Here is a 22558-nt window from a genome sequence, read left to right on the forward strand (position 1 = left end):
AAAAAATACTACTTCAATGGATGGTTCAGGAATTGATATATGGGTTGGAACTGATGAAAAAAAGAATATTGATGCAATAATGTGTACAGTTGATTTAATGAAACGGGATTCGGAAATAAAGATACTAATTGGATGCACCGAAGAAGAAAAGGAAACAATTTATAAAATGCATAATGAATCACAATATATGAAAGGTATTTTATTACGACGAGAGAAATAAATTATTAACCTTAATTTATCAAAAGACTCGATTACTAAAATACAGTGACTTCCTTTGAACTACATGGTAAGATACGGTTATATCCATCCTTGGGAGGTGTAATAGAATGAATGAATTTTTACATATTAAAACATCCGATATCAAACAAAAGCATAGAAATGAACATAACGACTATGAATATTATAAACGAGATTTAGTTCCAAAAGGGTTTGCTGAACAATGTGCCGTTTCCATATATGAAATACCACCATGCAAATCTGCGTACCCGTACCATTATCATATGAAGAATGAAGAATCTTTTTATATAATCAGCGGAAAAGGTGTCTTAAAAACGCCTTTGGGAGATAGGTTGGTTTCGGCCGGTGATTTTTTGTTTTTCCCAGCAAATGAAAAAGGTGCCCATAAGCTCACAAATACGTCAAAGACAGAATCACTTATTTATTTGGATTTTGATACTTATAATGATATTGATGTGGCATTTTATCCCGATTCAGGGAAAATAGGAGTATGGGGAAAGAATATTAACCAGCTTTATAAAACAAATGATCAGGTGGAATATTATAAAGATGAGTAGCGATTAAACTATTTAAGGAGATAGCCATATGAATTACTTAGTTAATCTAGAAAAATGTGTAACAGGATTTTGTATCGATGATCAATTTGTAGATTGTATTTCTAATGAAAGCATATACAAGATAGATAGACACACTAAAGAAATAATTTATTCAAAAAAGTTATTTAAAAAAGAAGGGTTTTCGAGAAATTTAGTTGCAAATAATAATCTATTATTTATTAGAGATTTCTACACATTGTACATTCTGGATAAAAATAATTATTCAGTTTTATCAATTTTACAATTAGGAAATGATCTATCTTCTGATATTTGTGGTATGACGATTGATGATAAGAATATTTATACCTGCATGCGAAACGGGGCAATAAATGTTATTGATAATAAAACTTTAACAATACAAGAGATAAATCACATATCCTCAACCAGTATTTGGGACTTACGTAGTTATAATGACATTTTATTAGGCGTAAATGTTGGCGGCGAATTATTGTATATCAATAAGGCAAATACGGAACTTATTAAATCCATTTCACTTAGCAAACAGAATATTGGTAGTTTTTTAATAGATGGGGGTAATATATATGCTGCCAGCCAGGATAAAATACTTTATCTTGTTGATATAGAGTCAGGAAAATGTATATCAAAAAAACGAAATACTCATAAAAGAATGTTTGACTGTGTCGGGATTTATAATAATTATATTATTACAATTTCATATCCATGTAGTGAAATAAGCTTTTGGAATAAGGAAACCTTTGAATTGGAGAGTACAATAAATATTCCACTTACATTATCGGGACGTACCATAATAGAAAATGATACATTACATATAGCTTCCAAAAATATCAACGGAATAATATTATTAGACTTAAAACAACATTTAACATGTTAATGTATTATTGTACATAGACACAGAAAGGTATACACATGAATATTACAGTTAGAGAAATGTCTGATACTGATTATAATAAAGCGTGGGAATTAATAAATTTTGAGGATGCCGATGCTGAGTTTTTATTGGCTTTTAAGAATAAGGAAGAGGATTTTTATTATGTGTTCGATGATGATCAACTTGTTGGTATTATAGAACTCATTATAGATAAAGATGCATTTTTATATATATTTATTAGTCCAGCATTTCGTAATAAAGGAATTGGATTGATTGCTCTTAAATTATGCGAAGAAAAATTATATAAAAATAGTGTTAAAAAAATAACAACAACATATCGAATAGATAATCTTCAATCAAAAGTATTTGCCAATAAATTTGGATACACCCGGAAATTTTCATCTGCTTATATGAAATATACTGGCAATAGATTTGATATTCCAGAGCAGCTAATCAGAAATTATCGTGGTAAAGATTACGACTCAGCGCATGAGATGTATGCAAAAGCCTTTCATGAGATGCGAGTAAGCGTAGGCGATTTCCCTGATTCAATTATTGAGAGGCCAAGTGAAAACATGCGTAAATACTGGGCAGAAACAGCCAATGAGCGTTTCCTATATATTCATGACGATATAATAGTTGGTTATGCTCATATTGATGAGGATGAAATAGGAAGCGTATCAGTTAGAACTGAACACCAAGGACAAGGTATCGGACGAAACTTTGTGAAATATATTTGTAATAAAATACTGGATAAAGGAAATGATGAGGTTTCACTTTACTGCGTAGTAGGAAATAAGGCAAGAAGGCTATATGATAGTCTTGGATTTCAAGAAGTATATATTGCTGAATATGCAACAAAATCTGTTATATATAAATGATAAGGTTGAAGAAAAAACACTTCAACCTTACTAATTTGAGACTATTTAGTCTTGAATAGAACTCAAAACGAGAAAGGTACAGGAAGAGATATGAAATCATTAGTAATAGCCGAGAAACCATCGGTTGGAAGAGACATTGCAAAAGTCTTAAAATGTTCTAAAAATATAAATGGAGCCATAGAAGGAGAACGATATATTGTCACATGGGGACTAGGTCATCTGGTTTCATTAGCAGATCCTGAAGTATATGATGGTAAGTATAAAGAGTGGAAGATGGAACATCTTCCTATGTTACCAAAGAAGTTTGAATTAGTTGTAATGAAACAAACAAGTAAACAATATCAAAGCGTTAAGTCACAAATTCATCGAAATGATGTATCAGATATTATTATTGCTACTGATGCTGGACGTGAGGGTGAATTAGTTGCTAGGTGGATATTAGAAAAAGCGAAGAATAATAAGCCAGTGAAAAGATTATGGATTTCATCTGTTACAGACAAAGCAATCAAAGAAGGCTTTTCTCATCTTAAGGATGGAAAAGAATATGAGAATCTCTACCAGGCAGCTGTAGCAAGGGCTGAAGCCGACTGGATTGTGGGAATGAATGCTACAAGGGCTCTAACGTGTAAATATAATGCGAGCCTTTCTTGTGGACGAGTTCAGACACCTACATTAGCGATGATTGCCAAGAGAGAAGAAGATATAAAAAGTTTCATACCGGTTCCATACTATGGACTTATCGGGAAAGTTAATGGAATGACAATTAATTGGACAGATCCAAAATCAAAAAGCTATACTACCTTTGATAAAAGTAGAGCAGACAATGTATTAAAAGTGGTAACAGGAAAAAGTGGTATAGTTACAGAAGTAACTTCTATAATGAAAAAGACCTATTCACCTGGATTATATGATTTAACCGAACTACAAAGAGATGCCAATAAGAGATATGATCTTTCAGCGAAAGAAACTCTAAATATTATGCAACGCTTATATGAAAATCATAAAGTGTTAACTTATCCAAGAACGGATTCGAGGTACCTTACTACAGATATTATAGGGACTTTAAAAGAACGATTAGATGCTATTAGTGTTGGTCCATATAAAAAATACGCAGCTATGTTAGCGAGAAAACCAATCGTAACCAATTCTTCATTTGTAGATAATCAAAAAGTAAGCGATCATCACGCCATTATACCAACTGAACAATATGTTCGCCTTGAAAATCTAAGTACTGATGAAAGAAAGATCTATGATTTGGTGATTAAAAGATTCCTATCCGTATTAAGCCAACCGTGTGAATATGAGGAAGTAACAATAAAGATACAAGTGGAAAAGGAAGTATTTATTGCAAAGGGTAAGGTAATTAAGTCTTTAGGTTATAAAGAAATCTATGAAAATGCATTTGAAGAAGAAACCGATCTGGAAAAGCTGCCTAAAATAAATAAAAACGATGTTCTAAAGAATATCCAATTCTCCATTACAACTGGAAAAACAAAGCCACCAGCACCATTTAATGAAGCGAGTCTATTATCAGCTATGGAAAATCCAATCAACTTTTTAGAACTAAAAGAAAAAGAAATGGTAAAAACATTAGGAGAAACAGGTGGACTAGGAACCGTTGCTACCCGTGCTGATATCATAGAAAAGTTATTTAACTCGTTCTTAATGGAGAAGAGGGGTAAAGATATATTTATTACATCAAAAGGAAAACAATTATTAGAATTAGTACCGGAAGACTTGAAAAAACCGGAATTAACCGCCCAATTGGAGATGAAATTATCCAAAATAGCCAAGGGAAATCTTAAAAAGCAAGATTTAATGAATGAGATGGTATCTTATACTAAAGAAATTGTAGTAGAGATTAAAGAGAATGAAGGCAAGTTCCGACACGATAATCTAACCAATAAGAAATGTCCGGATTGCGGCAAAAAAATGTTATTGGTAAGTAATAAAAACAGTAAAATGTTAGTTTGCCAAGACCGTGAATGTGGTCATAGGGAGACAATAGAAAGGACAAGTAATGCAAGATGCCCTGTATGTCACAAAAAGATGGGATTAAAAGGCCAGGGGGAAGGGCAGTTATTTACCTGTGTTTGCGGATACAAAGAAAAACTAACGGCATTCCAAGAAAGACGGAAAAAAGAAGGTGCTGGTGTTAGCAAAAAGGATGTTGCAAACTATATGAAGAAAATTAATAAAGAAGAAAAAGAGCCAATAAATAGTGCCTTTGCAGATGCTTTTGCTAAGTTAAAGCTTTGAAACCAACATTAAATCGAGGGAGATGTGAAGATGAAAATAACGAATTGGATAGAGAACCCTAGGCACCCATATTATCCGATGTATAAGAAAGATGTCATGACCTGCCTTGAACATCTGATAGATTCACAAGAAGCAGATGGAAGCTGGGCACCTAACTGGTCCTGGGGCGGTGTTGAAGGATGGGAACGAGCCAATAAACGTTTGAAGGGAGTTTTAACAGTTCAGTTTTTGAAAACAATTTATGGCTTTTCTAGTGAGTTGGGAAGATTGTACTAATAGTCAGTGAGGATGTAAAAATTCTTGTGTCCCAAGATATTTTATGTAATAAAATAGAGCATATAATAGAAGAAGTGAAAGGTACTGTTTCATATTATTTATAGTATGAGCTTAAGTGAGTAATAAAACTATGCTAATTAAATACTAGACACTTAGTTTAAATTCAGATTTTTGAATTACTGGAGGATGTTTTATATGAAAAAAAGAGCATTTTTCTTTGTCTTTATTGTAGTTTTAATTATTTTATTTCTATCATGGTACATGAATAATTATATTGCAAAAACTGTAAAGTATGGATCTTATTATATGGAAGTAGATACAGAATCAGGTATATCTCCATTTGTTATGATTAGTGAAAATCAAATATCATTCACATATGATTTATTAAGTAATCATTTATCACTTGGTAATTATTCAATAGAAGGTGATATATTAACAATGACAACATATGATGGTAACGAAAAATATGTATTTCAAATAGATGGAGATACTCTTATTTTTCTAGAAAATAGTTCATCTCTGATAAAATTAAAAAATGAAAATCCAGAAGTAAAGGTTACAGATAAAGCAAAATTTCGTCTAAAGAGATAATAACTCTAAGAAGCTTACATATTATTATGGAAGTGTGGGGAGAATATATAAATGAATGAAAAAGGAAAATTTTTAATTATGGATTGGTGTGAGACTCATTTGGCTTTATTAACAGCAATCTCATCAATATTGGGTATAGGTGTTACTGGATTATTTAAGTGCATATCATATTGGTATGAAAAAGGCTATTATGATTTTTGGGGCATACCGTTAATTTATATGGAAATTGATTACAATAATATATTAATGCAATTTCTATTAAATTTTTCTTTCATTGTCATTATTATTGCAGCTGGGATAATTTACATAGAAATTTATAATTCATCTAAACTACGGGGCAAAGTGGTTCTACATATTTTGTTATTTTTTATTAATGCCGGAATTATAACATATGCTATTTATAGGGTTGGAGGAACAATAAATGATATCTTTGATTTTAGCAATCATGAAACACTGGCTACATTTATTGGAGCGGAAATTATTATATATATATTAGAGTTAATTGTTATTATCTGCTTTAGTGAAAAGAAGCCTAAAAAAGAAAAGATAAAAGGAATAAAACGTAGCAAGCAAAAGCTTAAGGAAAACAAACGAGAAGAAACGAGAATTCAATTCCTCAAAAAAGAGACAGCGATATATATGTTAGTCTTAGTTGTTTATGTGATTGCAGTAATAAATTGGATATGTTATGTTTTTTACAATGATAGAAAAGATAAATGTGAAGACACCCAAAAGTTTGGAGTCTTGTTGGATGATGATAATCAAGAATATGTTATTTTAACAACTTATGATGATAAGTACTTTATAAAACCTTGTACTGTTTCTGAAGAACAAGTAGGAGGGGTAGTTATGGTAAGATTTGCAATCATTAGAAATGAATATAAGAATGTTTTTCTAAACTGACACAAAATGAACAAGAGAAATAAAAGTAGACTTAACTTGTTTCTGTAACATAAGAAAATCTAGAATTATATATTATAAACGAAAGCAAGAATCAGGGATTTAATAAATAAAATTATAAATTGGTTTTATATAAGCGTTCCTCAAAATAAACGACATAAAATTGTGAAGATCGTACAGTAATAAAAAAACGACAAAACTAATGGAAGATTGCAATTTTGGTTTTTATGTAAATATAAAGCTATCCAACTATTCGCAAAACGCAAGTTTAACGAATAGTTGTATAGCTTTTTAGGGTTATAGTGCTATTTAATACTTATTTAGTACTATTACTTTAAATAGATTTTAGTGCTTAAAAAATAATAAAAATAAGAAAGGAATGAATAATTATGAAAATGAAAGGCACTTTTGTTTATCTGGGTACTGAAACTTTTACAAGTCAAAAACAACCTGATAAAGTATTTAAGAATGCTTGTTTTTTACAAGGAACTGATACTTTAAAGGTATTTCTTAATGAAGAATCTGAGGTCCTGCTTGCTAAAATTCAGAATATGGAAACTATTGACTGCGTATTTGATTTAAAAATTGGTCAAAAAACTTATGTTTCCCTAACTGCTGTTGAAAAATTTCAACCTAAAGTTGTATAAAGTTATTTCCGTAGTCTTCCGTCCTGTCAAAAAAAATACTCTTTTCCGCAGTTTGGAAAAGGAAGATTTTTCTTGATAGGTTCGATAGAATTACAATGTTTGTAAGAGGTTCGCAAGGACGTATTTAACCTTGCAACCTCTTAATTATAAATTAATATAAGGAGGATTTTGTATGCCGTTTTTAAGTGCAGGAACTGCTATTGATGCAAGCATTTTAGGAGAAATAGTCCAGTTAGTAAAAACCGTTATGGGGTTGTTTACAGAGTTTCCAATTAATATTTTTCTTTATGCTGGTCTAGCAGGTGTTGGCTTTACAATTTTCAAACGTGCCAAAAAGGCAGCTAAGTAATTTTAGGAGAGGTTTATATCCTCTCCTATTTTAATTCTTTTTAGGAGGTCTTATGAAAAAGAAAATTGTTTTTTTTATTATGCTTATTTCTATTTTTGTACCGTCTATTTATGTTAAAGCAGATGCCATTGGTACACGTTATGAGTGGTATGCTCCAAGAACTCAATATGGTCAAACTCATGGTTGGTGGGTTAATAATACGGGCGGTAATCCTTGTATTTATATGGGTAATTATCCGGGTACAGCTGCTTATTCTTTTGTTTTTACTGCAAAAACTACGGATAATTGGTTTGAAACAATTGTATATAATTGGGAAAATGTTGACGAACCCGGAGGTAATAAAACTAGTGACTTTTCGGGTACACCAGATTCTTCTGTTGCTTTTGATTATTCGGGTTCTTTAGAGTATGTAGATAGATATCGTAAAAGTAATGGTCTTACTCAATTCCCAATTATTACCGATAGGGAAGTTGCAATGTATTATGTTGCTGCGGGTGTTATAAATGATAGTTCCAAAGTCGTTTTAGGGGATGGACAAACCCTTGATAATGATGGAAATATAATACCAACACCAACATTTGAAAATATAGGATATCCATTAGAGTTTAGATATTTTCTCCCTGGGATGTACGGTCAAAGTTTGAAAAATGCTCTTTTAATTGGTAATAATATCCATGATTTTCAGGCTACTTGGAAAAATAAAGAAAATGCAATGGGGTATAATGTACAAATTCAGTACAGAGGTACATATCAAGCCAAAAAAAATTGGATGTCGGAGAAAAAAACGGTAATTTCTGATTGGTGTCCGATTGATGAAGTTTCGGCATCTGCTCAACAATGGACTAAAGATGAAGTATTTGTTGATTTTGGTTTGCAGTCACCTATTTATTTTAATATAAAGGAAAAGCTTGGGTATTCACCTAGTTTATCTAATTTAAAACAAATAAGTGGTTCTATGCGTATTAGATATGTTGTTTATCAGGGTAAAAATGTTAAAGCATATGGTAATTGGGTTAGTGCTACTATTAATGCCAATGGTAATAATGTTGTGGTAGAAAATGAAGAGGGCCAGCCTATAGAAACCCCTGAATATGGTGATGGAACGGATTATACTGGGGAAGATTTAAGTCAGGACTATTGGGATAATCTTGCAAATAGTAAAGGAATAATTACTAGCATATTAACTGGTATTAGTTCTATCGTTAATGGTATTGGTAAAATACCTATGCTTGTTGCTAGTATTATGCCTTTTTTCCCTCCTGAAATTTGGACTTTAATTACTATTGGTATAGGTTGTATGGTTGCTTTAGGTATATTTAAGATAATAAGGGGGTAAGCATGGGTGCTATACTGGAATTTGTTTTTAAAATAATGGAAATTAATTTTAGTGTTGCCGGATTTACTATAACTCTGTGGCAAGTATTTCTTTTTTGTACTCTTGGTTATATTTTACTTGCGTTTATATTTAGTCTATTTTATAAGGAGTGAATTTATGAAAGTAGTTACTGGTTCTGCTATCTCGTTTGATTTTATTGAGGTTGTAAGTGATCCCATTATGTATGACTTTTATAATGTTGTTGTTAGTTTTTATAATTTATTTTTGGTATTTGTTTATATGTGTAGTTTTATCTTTCTGTACTCTATTGTAAAACGTATTTTTAGGAGGTTGAAGGCATAATGGATAATTTTATTAATTTCTTAATGGGTGATAGTTTAAGCTTTACACCTGAATTTCTAATCCGTTTTTTTGTATTTTTGTGCGTGCTTGAAATGATTGTAAGTATATGTAAAACTATTATGTCTGTTGCTAAGTAAGGAGGTTGTATGATATTTGTTTTAATTGCTTGTTTGCTCTTTATTTTGCCTTTTTTGCGTTGTTTTATATTTAATTTGCATAAAATTGGTTACTATGGTATTAAGGATATTTATAATTATTTTAAGTATAAAAAGTGGAAAATATGGCAGGGATACGGGCTTAATATTTATGTTGGTATGTTTGGTAAGGGTAAAACTTTAAGTGCTGCTAATTATGTTATATCGCAAGCCAAACGATATAACTTGCATGTTTTAAGTAATATTAAGCTTTTTGATATCCCGTATGAACCGCTTTTAAATTATCAACAAATTATAGAATCTCCGGAAAATACTATAATTTTGATAGATGAGGTTTCGACTTTATTTAATGCTCGGTCTTGGAAAGATTTTAATATTAATCTCCTCTTTCAAATTTTGCAATGTAGAAAAAATAAGAAACAGTTGGTTTGTACTGCACAGCGTTTTGCTCATGTTGATAAATTGCTTCGCGATATTACTACGTATGTTATAGATTGTAATAAATATTGGAGATTTTTATCGAATACATATTATGATGCATGGGATTATGAAAATATGTCTAATGCAGCCATGATTAGACATGTTGGTAAGGAATGGAATTTTGTTGCTGATAAATGGTATGCGAATTATGATACTTCGGAGTTGATTGACAATGTCAAAAAGACAGACTTTTTGTCTAATGAGGAAATAATAAATTTACGTGGTGTTACTGAATTTAATGCTTTAGGTGTAAAGAAACCTAAGAAGAAATTAAAGAAATATATGAAAAAATAAAAATGCTTGGGTTTGCGCTTGCCGCTCCCAAGCATTTTTATTCTATATTTACTATTTTAAAAAGTGTCCTAAGCCTAGTATTACCTTAGGACACTTATGTCGCATGTCGCGGATATTCAAATATATAGTATTTGTGTATGTTTGATGTATGTTTTCGATTGTCGCAATTGTGTCGCAATTGATGTCGCGTATTAACTTTTGTCGCAAATTAGGGGGATGGATATGGCTAAAGATACACAAAGTCGTAAATGGCAACTTACAATTAATAATCCGTTAGAACATGGCTTTACACATGAGGTTATTAAAGATAGATTGTTAACTCTAAAGTCTTTAATATATTGGGTTATGTCGGATGAAATTGGGGAAAAAAAAACATACCATACGCATTTTTATATGGCTTTTAGTAGTGCTGTTAGATTCAGCACTTTAAAAAATCTTTTTCCACCTGCACACTTTGAAATGGCTAAAGGAACTAGTCAGGCTAATAAAGATTATGTTTTTAAAGAGGGTAAATGGGCAAAAGATAAAAAGAAAGAAACGAATTTGCCGGATACACATGAGGAATTTGGAGAAATGCCTGTTGAACGTCAGGGACATAGAACGGATATTGAAGACTTATATGATATGATTAAAGATGGTATGAGCAATTTTGAGATATTGGAAACTGCTCCAAACTATATGATGAATATCGAACGTGTTGAAAAAGTTCGGCAGATATTAAGAGAAGAACGATACAAAAATGAATTTAGAAGGTTGGATGTTAGATATATTTATGGAAATACAGGTGTTGGTAAAACTCGTGGAATAATGGAAATGTATGGCTATCAGAATGTTTTTAGAGTTACAGATTATGAACATCCCTGGGATAATTACAAAGGTCAAGACATAATAATATTTGAGGAATTTAGAAGTAGTTTGAGAATACAAGACATGCTTAATTATCTTGATGGTTATCCGCTCGAATTGCCTTGTAGATATGCTAATAAGGTGGCTTGTTATACTAAAGTATATCTTATTACTAATATCCCACTTAATCGGCAGTTTGAGGGTATACAGAAAGATTGTGAGGAAACATGGAATGCATTTTTAAGGCGAATAAACAGGGTAATTTGTATGAAAGAAAAGCAATCCGATATTTTTACAGTTGAACAGTATTTTTCTAAAGATACGGACTTTATTTCTGTCGAATATATCCAAGAACAAATTCCGTTTAATATTTAGAATATTCTGACAATTTAAATGAATATATGTATAAAATGGAAAAGCACAAGGATACAATAATCCCTGTGCTCACTTAACCAGTTTTTGAATTCGATGACTTCCCCGAATTTATTATTTTAGGTCTTGCAAGAGTAACTTTTCCGTCCTCTCCTACTAATAATTCCCCTTGTTCTGCTTCAAATTCAGATATATGCTGTTTGGCAATCATTTTTAATTCGTCGTTTATTTTTCTATTGTTAAATTCAGCAATATATTTAAATTTTAAGTTGTCATCTTCGGATAAACGGAATGTTATAATTGGTAATTTAGATGGCATTTTTAACTCCTTTTTATATAAAATAAAGCTTGACAAGTGATAGCACCTATTGTATAATAAGTTATAAGGTGATAGCACTTGAAATCACTTGATGGTTCGGTTGTTTCTTGGTGGCATTGGTAAACCTTGCATGGTTGGATTGTTAGTTGGTTCGTATTGGCTAAACCTTGTATACATACTTGTACAATGGTGCGTACGTTGATAATTGCATATAGTTTTAAAATCTCCGTCTCAAGGGGCGAAACGGAGATGGAAAGAAAAGATTAACTAATTGATTTGATTTTAGCATATTTTGCGAATTATGGCAAGGGGAAATGAAATGGTTGTAAATATAATAATTAATTTTATAGGATTGGTTATTTGTATTGTTTGTTTGATAATATTTTCTGATATATTTTTTGATGAATTATAACAAGAACTGATTAAGGAGTTAAGATGGCTTTTGTAATGTTTGGAATTGTGGTTGTTATTACAATTATACATTTGATTCGTTTTTTTATAAAAAGTATAAAAAATAGGATATATGGGTTCGCCAAGTAAAAGAGTGCTTATGATGGCGTCGTACAGAGTGTACTCTCCCATTATCCCCCGGTATTAAGAATATAAAGAGGTAAAAAATGCATCCTTCTGAAATTTCTATTAGAAAAGATATAGCCGAATTAACAAAATATAGGCTTGCTCCTTTGACATTAGATATTAAAAAAGATATAAAATATGCTTTTTGGCATGGTTTTATTGATGTAAAAATATACAATGAATTGTTAAAAATGTTGCAAGAAAAACGTGATAGTCTATTCGAATAAACGTTTGTTTCAACTCTTCTGCGGTTCGCAAGTTTATCGAATAGTTGGATGGGTATTGCCACTGGATTAGGTATTTGTAGTAAAATACTCCCATATTCGTATTGTATTCTATAAATTATTTAAAATATAGTAATTACTCTATAATCATAAATATTATGAATTTAAACTATACTCTTTGACAGATACCATGCTAAACATCTCAAATAATTTTATTTCACAAACCTTTTATACTTTTATAAACTATGGTTATGTAAAAATTTAATCAATTTATAAATATCAATATTTAATATAAATTGACTTTTCATATATTCTTAATACTTACAGATGCTCTTGAATCTGTATTTATATAACTTCACAAAATCTTATTAATTTCTTCTATAAAGATCTTTAATAAAAAGATCTTTAATAAGATTTTTATAAGAACATCCTGAGCCCCTGACTCATCCACATGGCCTATATAACCTAAAATAACTTAAATTTCGAACTTATTTTTCATAATATGGTCCTGAATTAAAACTCAGTATTTTTACTTTTTCTTCTATTATTATTTTGGACTTATCATTCCCAGGGAATTTCCAGATGTGTTTGGTGATTAATAAAAATACTGTTTACAATACAATAATACAATAATTTACATATAAAATAATGTGACTTTTGCTCTGATAATTAGTTATTTCTTAGAAGTTGGTAACACAATGAAATACTACTTCCCTTCCACTACTATAAGACAAGGCGCAAAAATTCATCCGCGCCTTGTCTTATAACCTTTTATGATTTAAAATCCTCTTTGTTTACTCAATGTTTATTCAATGTCCCTGCGCGAAAACGCAATCATTCCTACAACTGTCAGTACTACCGCAATTAAGGTAAGCACATTCAGCGGGGCCATATTAAACTCTTGCACAGGTAATTGAGGGATATTTCCGAAGGGTGTAATTTTCAAGCTCCACTCTGGCATCTCAAAGAGACGTCCAAAGTAAACCGCACCGAAGGAATATGCGTAAATAGCCCAATTTAATACTGTAAGTTTTGGTAATATACCAATGAGAAATACGCTGATTCCCATCATAACCCATAATGCCGGCAAGTATACCATTGCTGCTTTAAGAAGACTTCCAAAACTCACAAGTCCGGTATTAGCAGATGCCATATACAAACCAACAGCACCACAGAACAGTACCGCTGCACTCTCCACTGTTGCTATGATAATGTAACAGCCAAACATCTTTACACGCCCAACTGAACGGGCCAATATGGGCTCAAGTCGTCCGTGTTTTTCTTCGCTGTGTATTTTATTTGCAAGGTTTATTATAGGAACCGTGGCCAAAAGTGAAATGATACAATACAAAAGTGCAATGAAATTTTCCGTTATTGATGCCGCCACACCATATCCGGCTTCTACAAGCTGCTTATACATCTCGTTTTTTGAAACAAAGCTCTCTATGTCACCAAGGAACGAACCGTAGGAGGCACCGCAGACGAATATAACAAGACACCATACAAGTACTCCGTTTCGGGTAAGCCGCCAGGCCAATCCAAAAGGACTTTTCAGAAAACGTGATGCATTTGCACTGCCATTACGAGCGGAAAACACTCCCTGTCCCAGATCACGTTTCGTACAAATTAAGTATGCCAGCAAACTGATTACAAGGCTTTCAACAAAGATTATACCGATATATTGAAAGTTGTTTTCAAAGAACGCAAATGTTCGAAGTCCCAGTCCCATAGGAGAAATATATGATAAAACATTTTCCGATACATCGCCAAATGCACGTAGGGCATAAAATACACCAAGCATTAAGAATGCTCCGCCTGCCGATCCACGTGACGTTGAAAAAAGTTGTGCCATAAGGAGTGTAATTGACGCGAATAAGAATCCAACTGCGCTTATTGATAGTGCGTAGGCAAACGCTCCTGCAGTTGTGGTACCATCCATGTTCACAGCAATAATCGAAACAGCTGTCAGCAAAGCAATTACAAAGTTAAGTACAAACGCTCCTATTATCGCACTCTTCGCCCCTGCAAGACGCCCTATGGGTAATGCCCGGAGCATTTCAAGACGCCCCAGTTCTTCATCAACTCTCGTATGGCGGTTGATGAAGAAAATATTCATAACAGCAATGGCTATCATCATCCAACAACTCATGGTCTCTGAAAATAAAATTGATGTACTCAGGCTTTCAAGCCCATAAACAGGCCCCATCATTCCCACCATTGCGGGAGAACGAAGCATTTCCCCCATTGCCATAATTTCTTCTGGACCGGCAAACAAGCCGGGGTACATAGCTGCAACTCCTGCAGTAAGGAGTACCATAATGACAATCCACAGTGGACTAATTATCCGCTCACGTCGTACTATAAATCGGAAATACCGACCAAACCCTGATACTGTGGTCATTGTCACTTCCTCCCTTCGTACTCGCTGAGGAAGAACTCTTCAAGTGTTCTTCCGGCGGCTTTTTCAGCGATTTGGTCCATAGACCCGCTTTCAACAATTTTACCCTCACGGATAATGCTGATTGTATCCGCCAGTTTCTCGACTTCACTCATAATATGACTGGATAATAAGACACTTTTACCTTGGTCTTTTAATTCATTTATACTATCTTGAAATACCTTTTCCATTAATGGATCAAGTCCACTAGTTGGCTCATCAAGGATAAATAACTCTGCGTCAGAAGCAAGAGCTGCTACCAATGCTACTTTTTGGCGGTTGCCTTTTGAATAAGTACGGCACTTCTTAGATGGATCAAGCTCGAAACGCTCAATAAAGTGTTCACGCCGTTCCTTATCAGTATGTTCCGCTCCTCGAAAAGCTACAAACAGATCGATGATTTCACCACCTGTAAGGTTACCCCATAAGTTTACGTCACCGGGAACGAAAGCAATTCGTTTATGGAGTTCTACAGCATTCTTCCACGCATCCTGCCCAAACATTTGCACCGTACCGCTTGTGGCTCTTAGAATTCCAAGCAGACAACGTATTGTTGTTGTTTTCCCAGCGCCGTTGGGACCAAGAAATGCATGTACCTCCCCCGGTTTAACGGATATATTGACACCGTCAAGTGCGGTAAATTTTCCAAACTTCTTTACAAGTCCATTGATTTGGATAGTTGACATTACCGATATTCCTCCTTATAAAAGTGATTTTTAAGTGCATTCATGCAATCTTCAAAGATTGTCATTATTTCATCAAGCTCATTAGCTGGTTTGCCTTTCCACTCCTCCGCACACCCATTGGCCATCCAGGTAAGCATTTTCTCCACACGACTTATATCTGCTGAGTTTTTAAATTTATATTCATGGACTCCAGTATGCAATATTTGTCTTCGAAGCGGTTCGAAGTCTTTAAAAAACTCATCTATAACTGGACGAATATCTTCATTTCTTTCCATAAACATTGAGGTCAGAAAATCCATAATAGCAGGATTGGCTTTCATTACATCAAGTTTAATCTTTGATGTAATCATCATTCGTTCAAAAAAATCAGAATACCTTTCACTTGTGATTTCCGGCATTGCATTGTTTATGGCAGTTGAAATCATTTGACCACATAGATTTGCAATATATCTATACATTCCTTGCTTCGTACCAAAGTAGTGAAACACCATAGCCTTAGATATACCCGCAAGAGCGGCAACGTCTGCTACTGAAGTTTTCTTGTAACCATTCGTTCCGAATGCTGTAAGGGCCGCATTAACAATACGTTCACGCTTTTTTTCAGGCAAGGATTCAAATACACTCAAAACATCCACACTCCTTTCCACCATATAAACCGAATCGGTTTACCACTAACATTAACATATCATAAACCGATTCGGTTGTAAAGAAAAATATTTAAGCTTTTTATAATGATAGTAAAACACAATGATAGAAAAATATAATTATTATAAACCTCATTTGCATATAAGTGTATTAACAATACTATTCTTTTAATCAATAAAATGGTGTTAGTATATAACTGTGGACACGAAAAGTTTAACACGTTACAATAATTCCAAGAATGGTGTGTTAAACAATGTCCAAGAATGGTAACCGTTATTCAGAAGATTTCAAACAACAGATAGCTAATCTTTATCAGTCAGGTAGCTCAATTTGTATATAAAAAACGTTTCATAAGAAGTTACGTAATTTCTTCTTATGAAACGTCTGAAGTGTCTTCTAATATAGCTATAGACAGTTACAAAAAGTTAAGCAAAAATACACTCTATATTTTTCTTTTCGTTCTATTTGCTGTGATAATTTGATTGTAATTCCAAGGCAGACTTATTAAAATCTCCCAAACCATTTATCACCATTCCCATATTAACAACTATATTTTTAGCAGTTCCAAAGCCTTTAATAATACCCGCTCTTCTATCCGGATCTTTTTCATTATAGCTCCCACCTCCAATTAAAGTGCAGTTATAAACATTAATGGTGCCGATAATCTGAGAGCCTTCGCCAAATTCACAGTTGCCAAAGATATTAATCCTTCCATCATATCTTCCATTATTTGAAAAGGTTATCTTACTATTTGGCATATTACTTCGGACAGAAATCCCACCATTCATAAAATTATTACAATTCCCAATAATTATTTCTCCAGAAGACTTAGCTTCTAAGTGGGTATTATTAAAAAATACATTGTGATTACCTATTGCAATATTTGACTCCATATCCGCTTCCATAATAACTCCAGGATAAATAATGTTATTTTTACCAAATGTTACATTTTTAGATATTAAAACTGAGAAAAAATCATATATAGTATTATCTTTACATAACACACGCATTTCAGATAATGTATAAAAATTATTTTCCAATCTATATTTTTCCATAATCTCAATATATTCCATATTATCTTAACCGTCCTATTATACTATAATATACAACAAAGAAAACAACTTTGAGCAAGGCTAGTATCATGGACTTCGAATTAAACATACTAAAAAGTATTATTATTTTCGAAGTATATTTAGCTAAAAACCTTATCAACCAGGTAGCTCAATATAAAATATCTCTATTAAAATATCTCTATTCCACATTTAATGCACCTTGTGATATTAGATTTCCATTCTTACGACTAAATAACAACATACCTTTACCGTCAAAGTCCAATTTTACTGTTTGCCCTATTTCATATAGAACACCACCAAATACAACTCCTGTAAATAAGAAATTGCCGATTCTTATTTTTACCGTAGTTTCCATACCGGTAGGCATGGCACTGTAAATTTCTCCAGTTAAAGAACCTTGCTCGCTGATTTTAATAAATTCCGGCCTGATACCTATAACAAAATCATGATCAGTAATGTTCTTCTCTTCCTCTATTATTTCATTTTCATCTACCTTTGCAATATGATAGCGGAAACGAGAATCTTTATTACCTTTTTCAACATTTTTCTTATCCTTCTGCTTTTCAAGTTCTGCCTGACGCTTACTCTCCTCTTCCCTCTCCTGTTGCTTAATCCAAAGATCCATATTCATTTTTTCTCTCGGTATAAAGGTGGCTTTTACATTCTTAAGGATTTCTAAGGCAATGTTTCCGTCAGCTGTTTGTTCTCCTTTTGCTTCCATGAAATTGATAGCCGGATTTCCTACAAAATCTGCTACAAATAAATTATTCGGTCTGTTATATACATCGAGAGGTCTATCGTATTGATTCAACACACCGTTGTCAATCAGACATATTTTAGTAGCCAATGTCATGGCTTCCATCTGATCATGGGTAACATAGACAAATGTACTTCCGGTATCAATATGAAGTCTTTGTAATTCGGATCGCATTTCAAGTCTTAATTTTGCGTCTAAGTTTGACAATGGTTCATCCATAAACAGTACCGTAGGTTCCGGAGCTAAGGTACGGGCAATAGCCACACGCTGCTGCTGACCTCCGGATAATTCACTAGGATATCGATCCATAAACATACCAATCTTTACAATTCTGGAAACTCTTCGAACCGCCAAATCGATTTCTTCTTTAGTCATTTTTCTTACTGTCTTAACTACCTGACCATTCTTTATCACTTCATAGTTCTCATTTAGTTCACTGCCGGAATCTTTGTATTTTCCTTTTGCAGTCTCTATATCGGCTCTGTATTTTTCACAAATTTCTTTCGCTTTTTCTTTTACATTTGAAACTTCCTGTAATTTGTAACTTAAAAGTTCTCTTGCAGTGAACATAGATATTTCATATAAATCAATTAATTTAATCAATGCTCTGCCTGTATCCAAAACACCGGATTTATCCATACAATCATTGATTGCCTGTACAACTTCTTCCGGTTTACTTAGTATTTTAATAAGTCTATCTGCATTCTTAACCTCATAATCCACTGTCGCCATCTCTTCTTTTATGTTTTTTAGACCAAAGCATATATTTTGATAAACTGTCATATTGGGCCATAAAGCATAGTTCTGGAAGAGAAAACCCACATGTCTTTTGTTGGCAGGGATATTGATTCCCATTTCACTGTCGAATACAGTAACTCCACCAATGGTAATTTTTCCGCTTGTAGGGGTTTCAAGACCTGCAATCATACGGAGTGTTGTGGTTTTTCCGCATCCGGAAGGACCAAGCAATGTAACAAATGCATTATCTTCTATTACCAGGTTAAGATTATCCACTGCATAAAACTTTCCCCATCTTTTCGTAACATTTTCTAGTACTATTTCTGGCATATTAACCTCGATTCCGGTGCTTTAGCACCAATTAATAACAAAGCAATTTTTGTGCGCAGGCACAATTTGTACCGCCCAAATTGCCGGTTGAAAAATCTGTTCTTTCAACCTAATTTCCTCCAATTCCTTTATCCAGGCTTGCACCTGTTACCTTATTAATCAGTCCGTTGCATATTATAATAAATATAATCAAAATAAGATTTATACCGCTAGAGAATGCATAAAGTCCCATTTCATCAAAATAATCAAGTAAGGTTGTAACAATCTTATTTTGAGAGCATAACAGCATGAATAAAGTTAGTTCTCTTAGGCAAGTCATAAACGGTAATAGATAGCCACTTATAATGGATGACTTTTGAATAGGAATAATAATTCTAAACATTCGTTTGAACCAGGGAATATCCTGTATGATTGCAGCTTCTTCGATCTCACCGCTTAGCTGCAACATGGAATTTAATGCACTTCGGCTTGCAAATGGTATATATTTTACGGTTCCCGCAAGAATAATCAGAAGATATGTGTTGTAAATTCCCAGCGCCGATCCGAAGATAAAGAAGGAAACACCCACTGCCAGTGATGGTATCAGATAGGGAAGGAATGCTATGGCATTCACATAGCCTGCGGCTTTGCTTCTTCTGTTTTTACTGACACTGTATCCTACCAATGTACCTATGGTACCGGCAATCAGAGAACAGCATACGGACACAATTAATGTACCTTTAAATGCATTCCATATAGTAGAATTAAATAGAATTCCCAATTGTCCATACATTCCATTTTCCGTTAAGTTCTCTGAAGTAATCCACCATTTTAATGTTAAATTACTTAGATTTCCTGAAGTAAGAAAACTATAATCTCCCGGATTTGGCAGGAAAGTTTCCATTGCAAAGGAAATAATAGGATAAATGCTTGTAAATGTAGTAAAGATGATAAATACAACAGCAATTGCATATTTACCCACTTTGCCAAGATTCACTTTACTAATCTGTCCTGATTTACCTGTTACTGTTGTATAGCTTTTCCGGCCGCTTGTGGTTACCTGATTCATCATAAGAATAACCACGCCAAAGATCATCATAATAATAGCAAGAATACTGGCCTCTCCCGCTCTGTTAACATTCATGCTGACATACTTTGTTGACAGAGTTGTTAAATTCATATAATGTGGTACCGGATAACTTCCCATGGCACTTCCGAATACTAAAAGGATAGTGGAAAGAATTGCTGGTTTAATCATAGGAAGAGTTATCCGGCTGAATATTCTCCACTTTGGCGTGTTTAAAATTACTGCCGCTTCTTCCAGATTGGCATCCATATTACGGAAGATGCCGCCAATCATAATATACGCAAAAGGTGCATAATGAAGGGCTAATACCACCGCACTGGGAAAAAGTCCTTTACACCACCATCCAGGCATGGTAATCCGGAATAAAGATGCGAGTAAACCGTCAGAACCGCCGGTTACCACATGACTATTAAATAAATTCTGCCATACTACTGCCAATGTCCATTGTGGCATGATATATGGAAAAATAAATATGGCACTCAAATATTTTTTAAATTTTAGATTCGTTCTTGTAACTAGATATGCAAATATACCTCCATAAATAATTGCCCCCAGGCAGGTAAAGAAAGCCAGCAGCAGTGTATTGCCAAGAGGTGTCCAAACATTTTGCCTGCTAAGATTCCCGGTAAAAAGATCAATCCAATTAACCAATGTATAACCGGAGGTCTTTCCGGTCAAATGAGCATCTATAGATCCCACATGAATAGAAAATGTATCGGCAAAAATGGAAACAATCGGCGCTATCGTTGTTACAGAAAGAATAATACCGAGAACCAACAAAACAAGGTTTTGGGGTTTGCATAGGAAAGTCTTGACTTTATTCATAATAATTCTTGATTTCCCCGGTCTTTGTAAAATTTGCTGTTCCATGATTTCCTCTTTCTTTATTATTTAAGGGGCGTATCATAAACGCCCCTTATTGGGTTAACTTTTGGTTTCAAAAATGATTATTCTGTTGTACCTTTATTGCCAATAATAACATCTATCCAATCACTCATATTGAAAGATACTTCTGAACAGTACTTAGGATCTTCTACTACAAGGGCTCCTCCATCTTCACCAACCCACCAGTCATATCCTCTGTCATTTTTAGCAGAATAGGTATCAACCCCATCTACAAAACCATCCTGTGAATGATCCTGGTTGATATTAGGATTAGCACTATAACCGCCCATGTCTTTGCCCCATGCATAAAAACCTTCCTCTGTAGTTACCATATAGGCGATGAAAGCACAAGCTGTCCATGGAAGGGGAGCTGTCTTTACAAGCTGAAGATAATGTTTATAGGCATATCCGCCAATTCCTGTATAATCCTCCTGATAAGCTGCTACTGTTACATTGTTTACTGAAACAGTTTCTGATTCCTCTACAGAACGAAGCTTTGAATAAACTAAAAGACCACTTTCACCAACAGCTGAGGTTGTAACAAGTTCGTTACAGATAGGGCCGTCGTCTGTCTGTTCGTTGTATTTTTCACACCAATGCTTAATCCACGCCAAACCGTATTTCGCATTATCGCCAGATAATCCAAGATTCTTTGCATCTTCAGCCACTTCATCAATGGTTGTTTGGAAATAAGCCTGCTTTGTGCTGTCTAAAGAATCAAATGCTTTCTTTAGGTAGGTTGCATATTTATCATTGGTTAACATATATAAGAAATTTTTTCCGACAGGTTCGGAATCAGCGCCCATAAACAGTGGACTTGAACCTTCATACACAAAATCCCAGCAATTTGTGTAAGTTTTATTTCCAAGATTGTTAAACATGAATACCTTATTTAATGTCTGTAATGTTAAGGGATGTCCGTTTTCCTTTTCATTAACACCATTTGCCTCTTTCCATTCCTTGGGAATGAAATTAAGAAGGTTACCAGTATCTAACATCTTACTCTGAATCTGGTTTCCATCCTGAATCAGAGTCATAGAATATGTATGACTAGAACTGGTGATATCTGCATTTAATAGAGTAAAAATTGAGTTATTCTTTGGCTGTGACCATTCGATAGTTCCATTATAGGAAGAGTCAATTTTTTGCAGTTCTTCAATGAAACCGGTTGCTGCCGTTGCACCGCGGCTTGAGTTACCGATACCATACATGGTTTTACCCTTAGATTCCTCAATTGCTTTCTTATACAGTTCTTCAAGTGTCATTTTTTCTGCCTGTTCAATGACTTTTTCTGCTTCACTTTTTTCTCCACTTTTATTTGTCTGCGATGTTCCACAACCAACCAGCATTGTACTGATCATTGTAAGAACCAAAAGAAGTGATACTAACTTTTTCATTTTCCATCCTCCAC

Annotated in this window: 22 protein-coding genes and 1 pseudogene; 15 read left to right on the top strand and 8 right to left on the bottom strand. The window is 33.6% G+C overall.

Annotation, left to right across the window (positions count from 1 at the left end; translation table 11 throughout):
* The 14 genes and pseudogenes from RT261_RS17185 to RT261_RS17250 form a co-directional block, all read left to right on the top strand.
* A pseudogene (locus RT261_RS17185) lies at positions 1-220 on the top strand (inorganic pyrophosphatase); the annotation flags it as partial.
* A 106-nt stretch (positions 221-326) separates the two neighbouring features.
* Positions 327-794, top strand: coding sequence for a cupin domain-containing protein (locus tag RT261_RS17190; protein WP_313134314.1), 468 nt, complete (start codon positions 327-329; stop codon positions 792-794).
* A gap of 28 nt (positions 795-822) precedes the next feature.
* Positions 823-1686, top strand: coding sequence for a hypothetical protein (locus RT261_RS17195; RefSeq protein WP_313134315.1), 864 nt, complete (start codon positions 823-825; stop codon positions 1684-1686).
* A 35-nt stretch (positions 1687-1721) separates the two neighbouring features.
* The gene (locus RT261_RS17200) at positions 1722-2564 is read left to right on the top strand and encodes a GNAT family N-acetyltransferase (RefSeq protein ID WP_313134316.1); all 843 of its coding nucleotides are present in this window, start codon (positions 1722-1724) and stop codon (positions 2562-2564) included.
* A gap of 90 nt (positions 2565-2654) precedes the next feature.
* Complete coding sequence (locus tag RT261_RS17205) at positions 2655-4823, top strand: DNA topoisomerase III (protein ID WP_313134317.1); 2169 nt, start codon at positions 2655-2657, stop codon at positions 4821-4823.
* Between the two features lie 96 nt (positions 4824-4919).
* Positions 4920-5099, top strand: a complete 180-nt coding sequence (locus tag RT261_RS17210; RefSeq protein ID WP_313134318.1) for a hypothetical protein — start codon at positions 4920-4922, stop codon at positions 5097-5099.
* A gap of 195 nt (positions 5100-5294) precedes the next feature.
* Positions 5295-5690: a hypothetical protein gene (locus tag RT261_RS17215; protein ID WP_313134319.1), complete on the top strand. Its 396-nt coding sequence runs from the start codon at positions 5295-5297 to the stop codon at positions 5688-5690.
* 51 nt (positions 5691-5741) lie between these two features.
* Entirely contained in the window at positions 5742-6593 is an 852-nt protein-coding gene (locus tag RT261_RS17220; RefSeq protein WP_313134320.1) for a hypothetical protein, read from the top strand.
* Between the two features lie 386 nt (positions 6594-6979).
* Entirely contained in the window at positions 6980-7237 is a 258-nt protein-coding gene (locus RT261_RS17225; RefSeq protein WP_313134321.1) for a hypothetical protein, read from the top strand.
* Between the two features lie 172 nt (positions 7238-7409).
* Positions 7410-7586: a hypothetical protein gene (locus RT261_RS17230; protein ID WP_313134323.1), complete on the top strand. Its 177-nt coding sequence runs from the start codon at positions 7410-7412 to the stop codon at positions 7584-7586.
* A gap of 52 nt (positions 7587-7638) precedes the next feature.
* Positions 7639-8922, top strand: coding sequence for a hypothetical protein (locus RT261_RS17235; RefSeq protein ID WP_313134324.1), 1284 nt, complete (start codon positions 7639-7641; stop codon positions 8920-8922).
* 156 nt (positions 8923-9078) lie between these two features.
* Complete coding sequence (locus RT261_RS17240) at positions 9079-9264, top strand: hypothetical protein (RefSeq protein WP_313134326.1); 186 nt, start codon at positions 9079-9081, stop codon at positions 9262-9264.
* A 146-nt stretch (positions 9265-9410) separates the two neighbouring features.
* On the top strand, positions 9411-10193 hold the full coding sequence (locus tag RT261_RS17245; protein WP_313134327.1) for a zonular occludens toxin domain-containing protein: 783 nt from the start codon (positions 9411-9413) through the stop codon (positions 10191-10193).
* A gap of 222 nt (positions 10194-10415) precedes the next feature.
* Positions 10416-11414 (top strand): replication protein, encoded by a 999-nt coding sequence (locus RT261_RS17250; RefSeq protein WP_313134328.1) that lies wholly within the window; start codon positions 10416-10418, stop codon positions 11412-11414.
* Between the two features lie 73 nt (positions 11415-11487).
* Here the strand turns inward: RT261_RS17250 and RT261_RS17255 are convergent, their stop codons facing one another.
* Positions 11488-11730 carry a hypothetical protein gene (locus RT261_RS17255; protein WP_313134329.1) on the bottom strand — a complete coding sequence of 81 codons (243 nt, stop codon included), beginning with the start codon at positions 11728-11730 and terminating at the stop codon, positions 11488-11490.
* Positions 11731-12347: 617 nt separating this feature from the next.
* Between RT261_RS17255 and RT261_RS17260 the strand changes: the two genes are divergently transcribed.
* Positions 12348-12533: a hypothetical protein gene (locus tag RT261_RS17260; RefSeq protein ID WP_313134330.1), complete on the top strand. Its 186-nt coding sequence runs from the start codon at positions 12348-12350 to the stop codon at positions 12531-12533.
* Positions 12534-13335: 802 nt separating this feature from the next.
* On the opposite strand, the gene RT261_RS17265 is transcribed toward RT261_RS17260, so the two are convergent.
* The 7 genes from RT261_RS17265 to RT261_RS17295 all read right to left on the bottom strand — a co-directional run bounded on the left by RT261_RS17265 (position 13336) and on the right by RT261_RS17295 (position 22544).
* The gene (locus RT261_RS17265; RefSeq protein WP_313134331.1) at positions 13336-14817 is read right to left on the bottom strand and encodes an ABC transporter permease; all 1482 of its coding nucleotides are present in this window, start codon (positions 14815-14817) and stop codon (positions 13336-13338) included.
* Positions 14818-14933: 116 nt separating this feature from the next.
* Entirely contained in the window at positions 14934-15653 is a 720-nt protein-coding gene (locus tag RT261_RS17270; RefSeq protein ID WP_313134332.1) for an ABC transporter ATP-binding protein, read from the bottom strand.
* Positions 15653-16279, bottom strand: coding sequence for a TetR/AcrR family transcriptional regulator (locus RT261_RS17275; protein WP_313134333.1), 627 nt, complete (start codon positions 16277-16279; stop codon positions 15653-15655). The genes RT261_RS17270 and RT261_RS17275 overlap by 1 nt, the downstream gene beginning before the upstream one ends.
* 480 nt (positions 16280-16759) lie before the next feature.
* Positions 16760-17371, bottom strand: coding sequence for a hypothetical protein (locus RT261_RS17280; protein ID WP_313134334.1), 612 nt, complete (start codon positions 17369-17371; stop codon positions 16760-16762).
* Positions 17372-17549: 178 nt separating this feature from the next.
* Complete coding sequence (locus RT261_RS17285) at positions 17550-19196, bottom strand: ATP-binding cassette domain-containing protein (RefSeq protein WP_313134335.1); 1647 nt, start codon at positions 19194-19196, stop codon at positions 17550-17552.
* 109 nt (positions 19197-19305) lie between these two features.
* Positions 19306-21132, bottom strand: coding sequence for an ABC transporter permease (locus tag RT261_RS17290; protein WP_313134336.1), 1827 nt, complete (start codon positions 21130-21132; stop codon positions 19306-19308).
* A 77-nt stretch (positions 21133-21209) separates the two neighbouring features.
* A complete protein-coding gene (locus RT261_RS17295; RefSeq protein WP_313134337.1) occupies positions 21210-22544 on the bottom strand; it encodes a hypothetical protein in 1335 nt (444 codons plus the stop codon).
* Between the last annotated feature and the right edge of the window lie 14 nt (positions 22545-22558).

It is taken from the genome of Anaerocolumna sp., assembly GCF_032079385.1.
Taxonomy (GTDB): Bacteria; Bacillota; Clostridia; order Lachnospirales; family Lachnospiraceae; genus Anaerocolumna.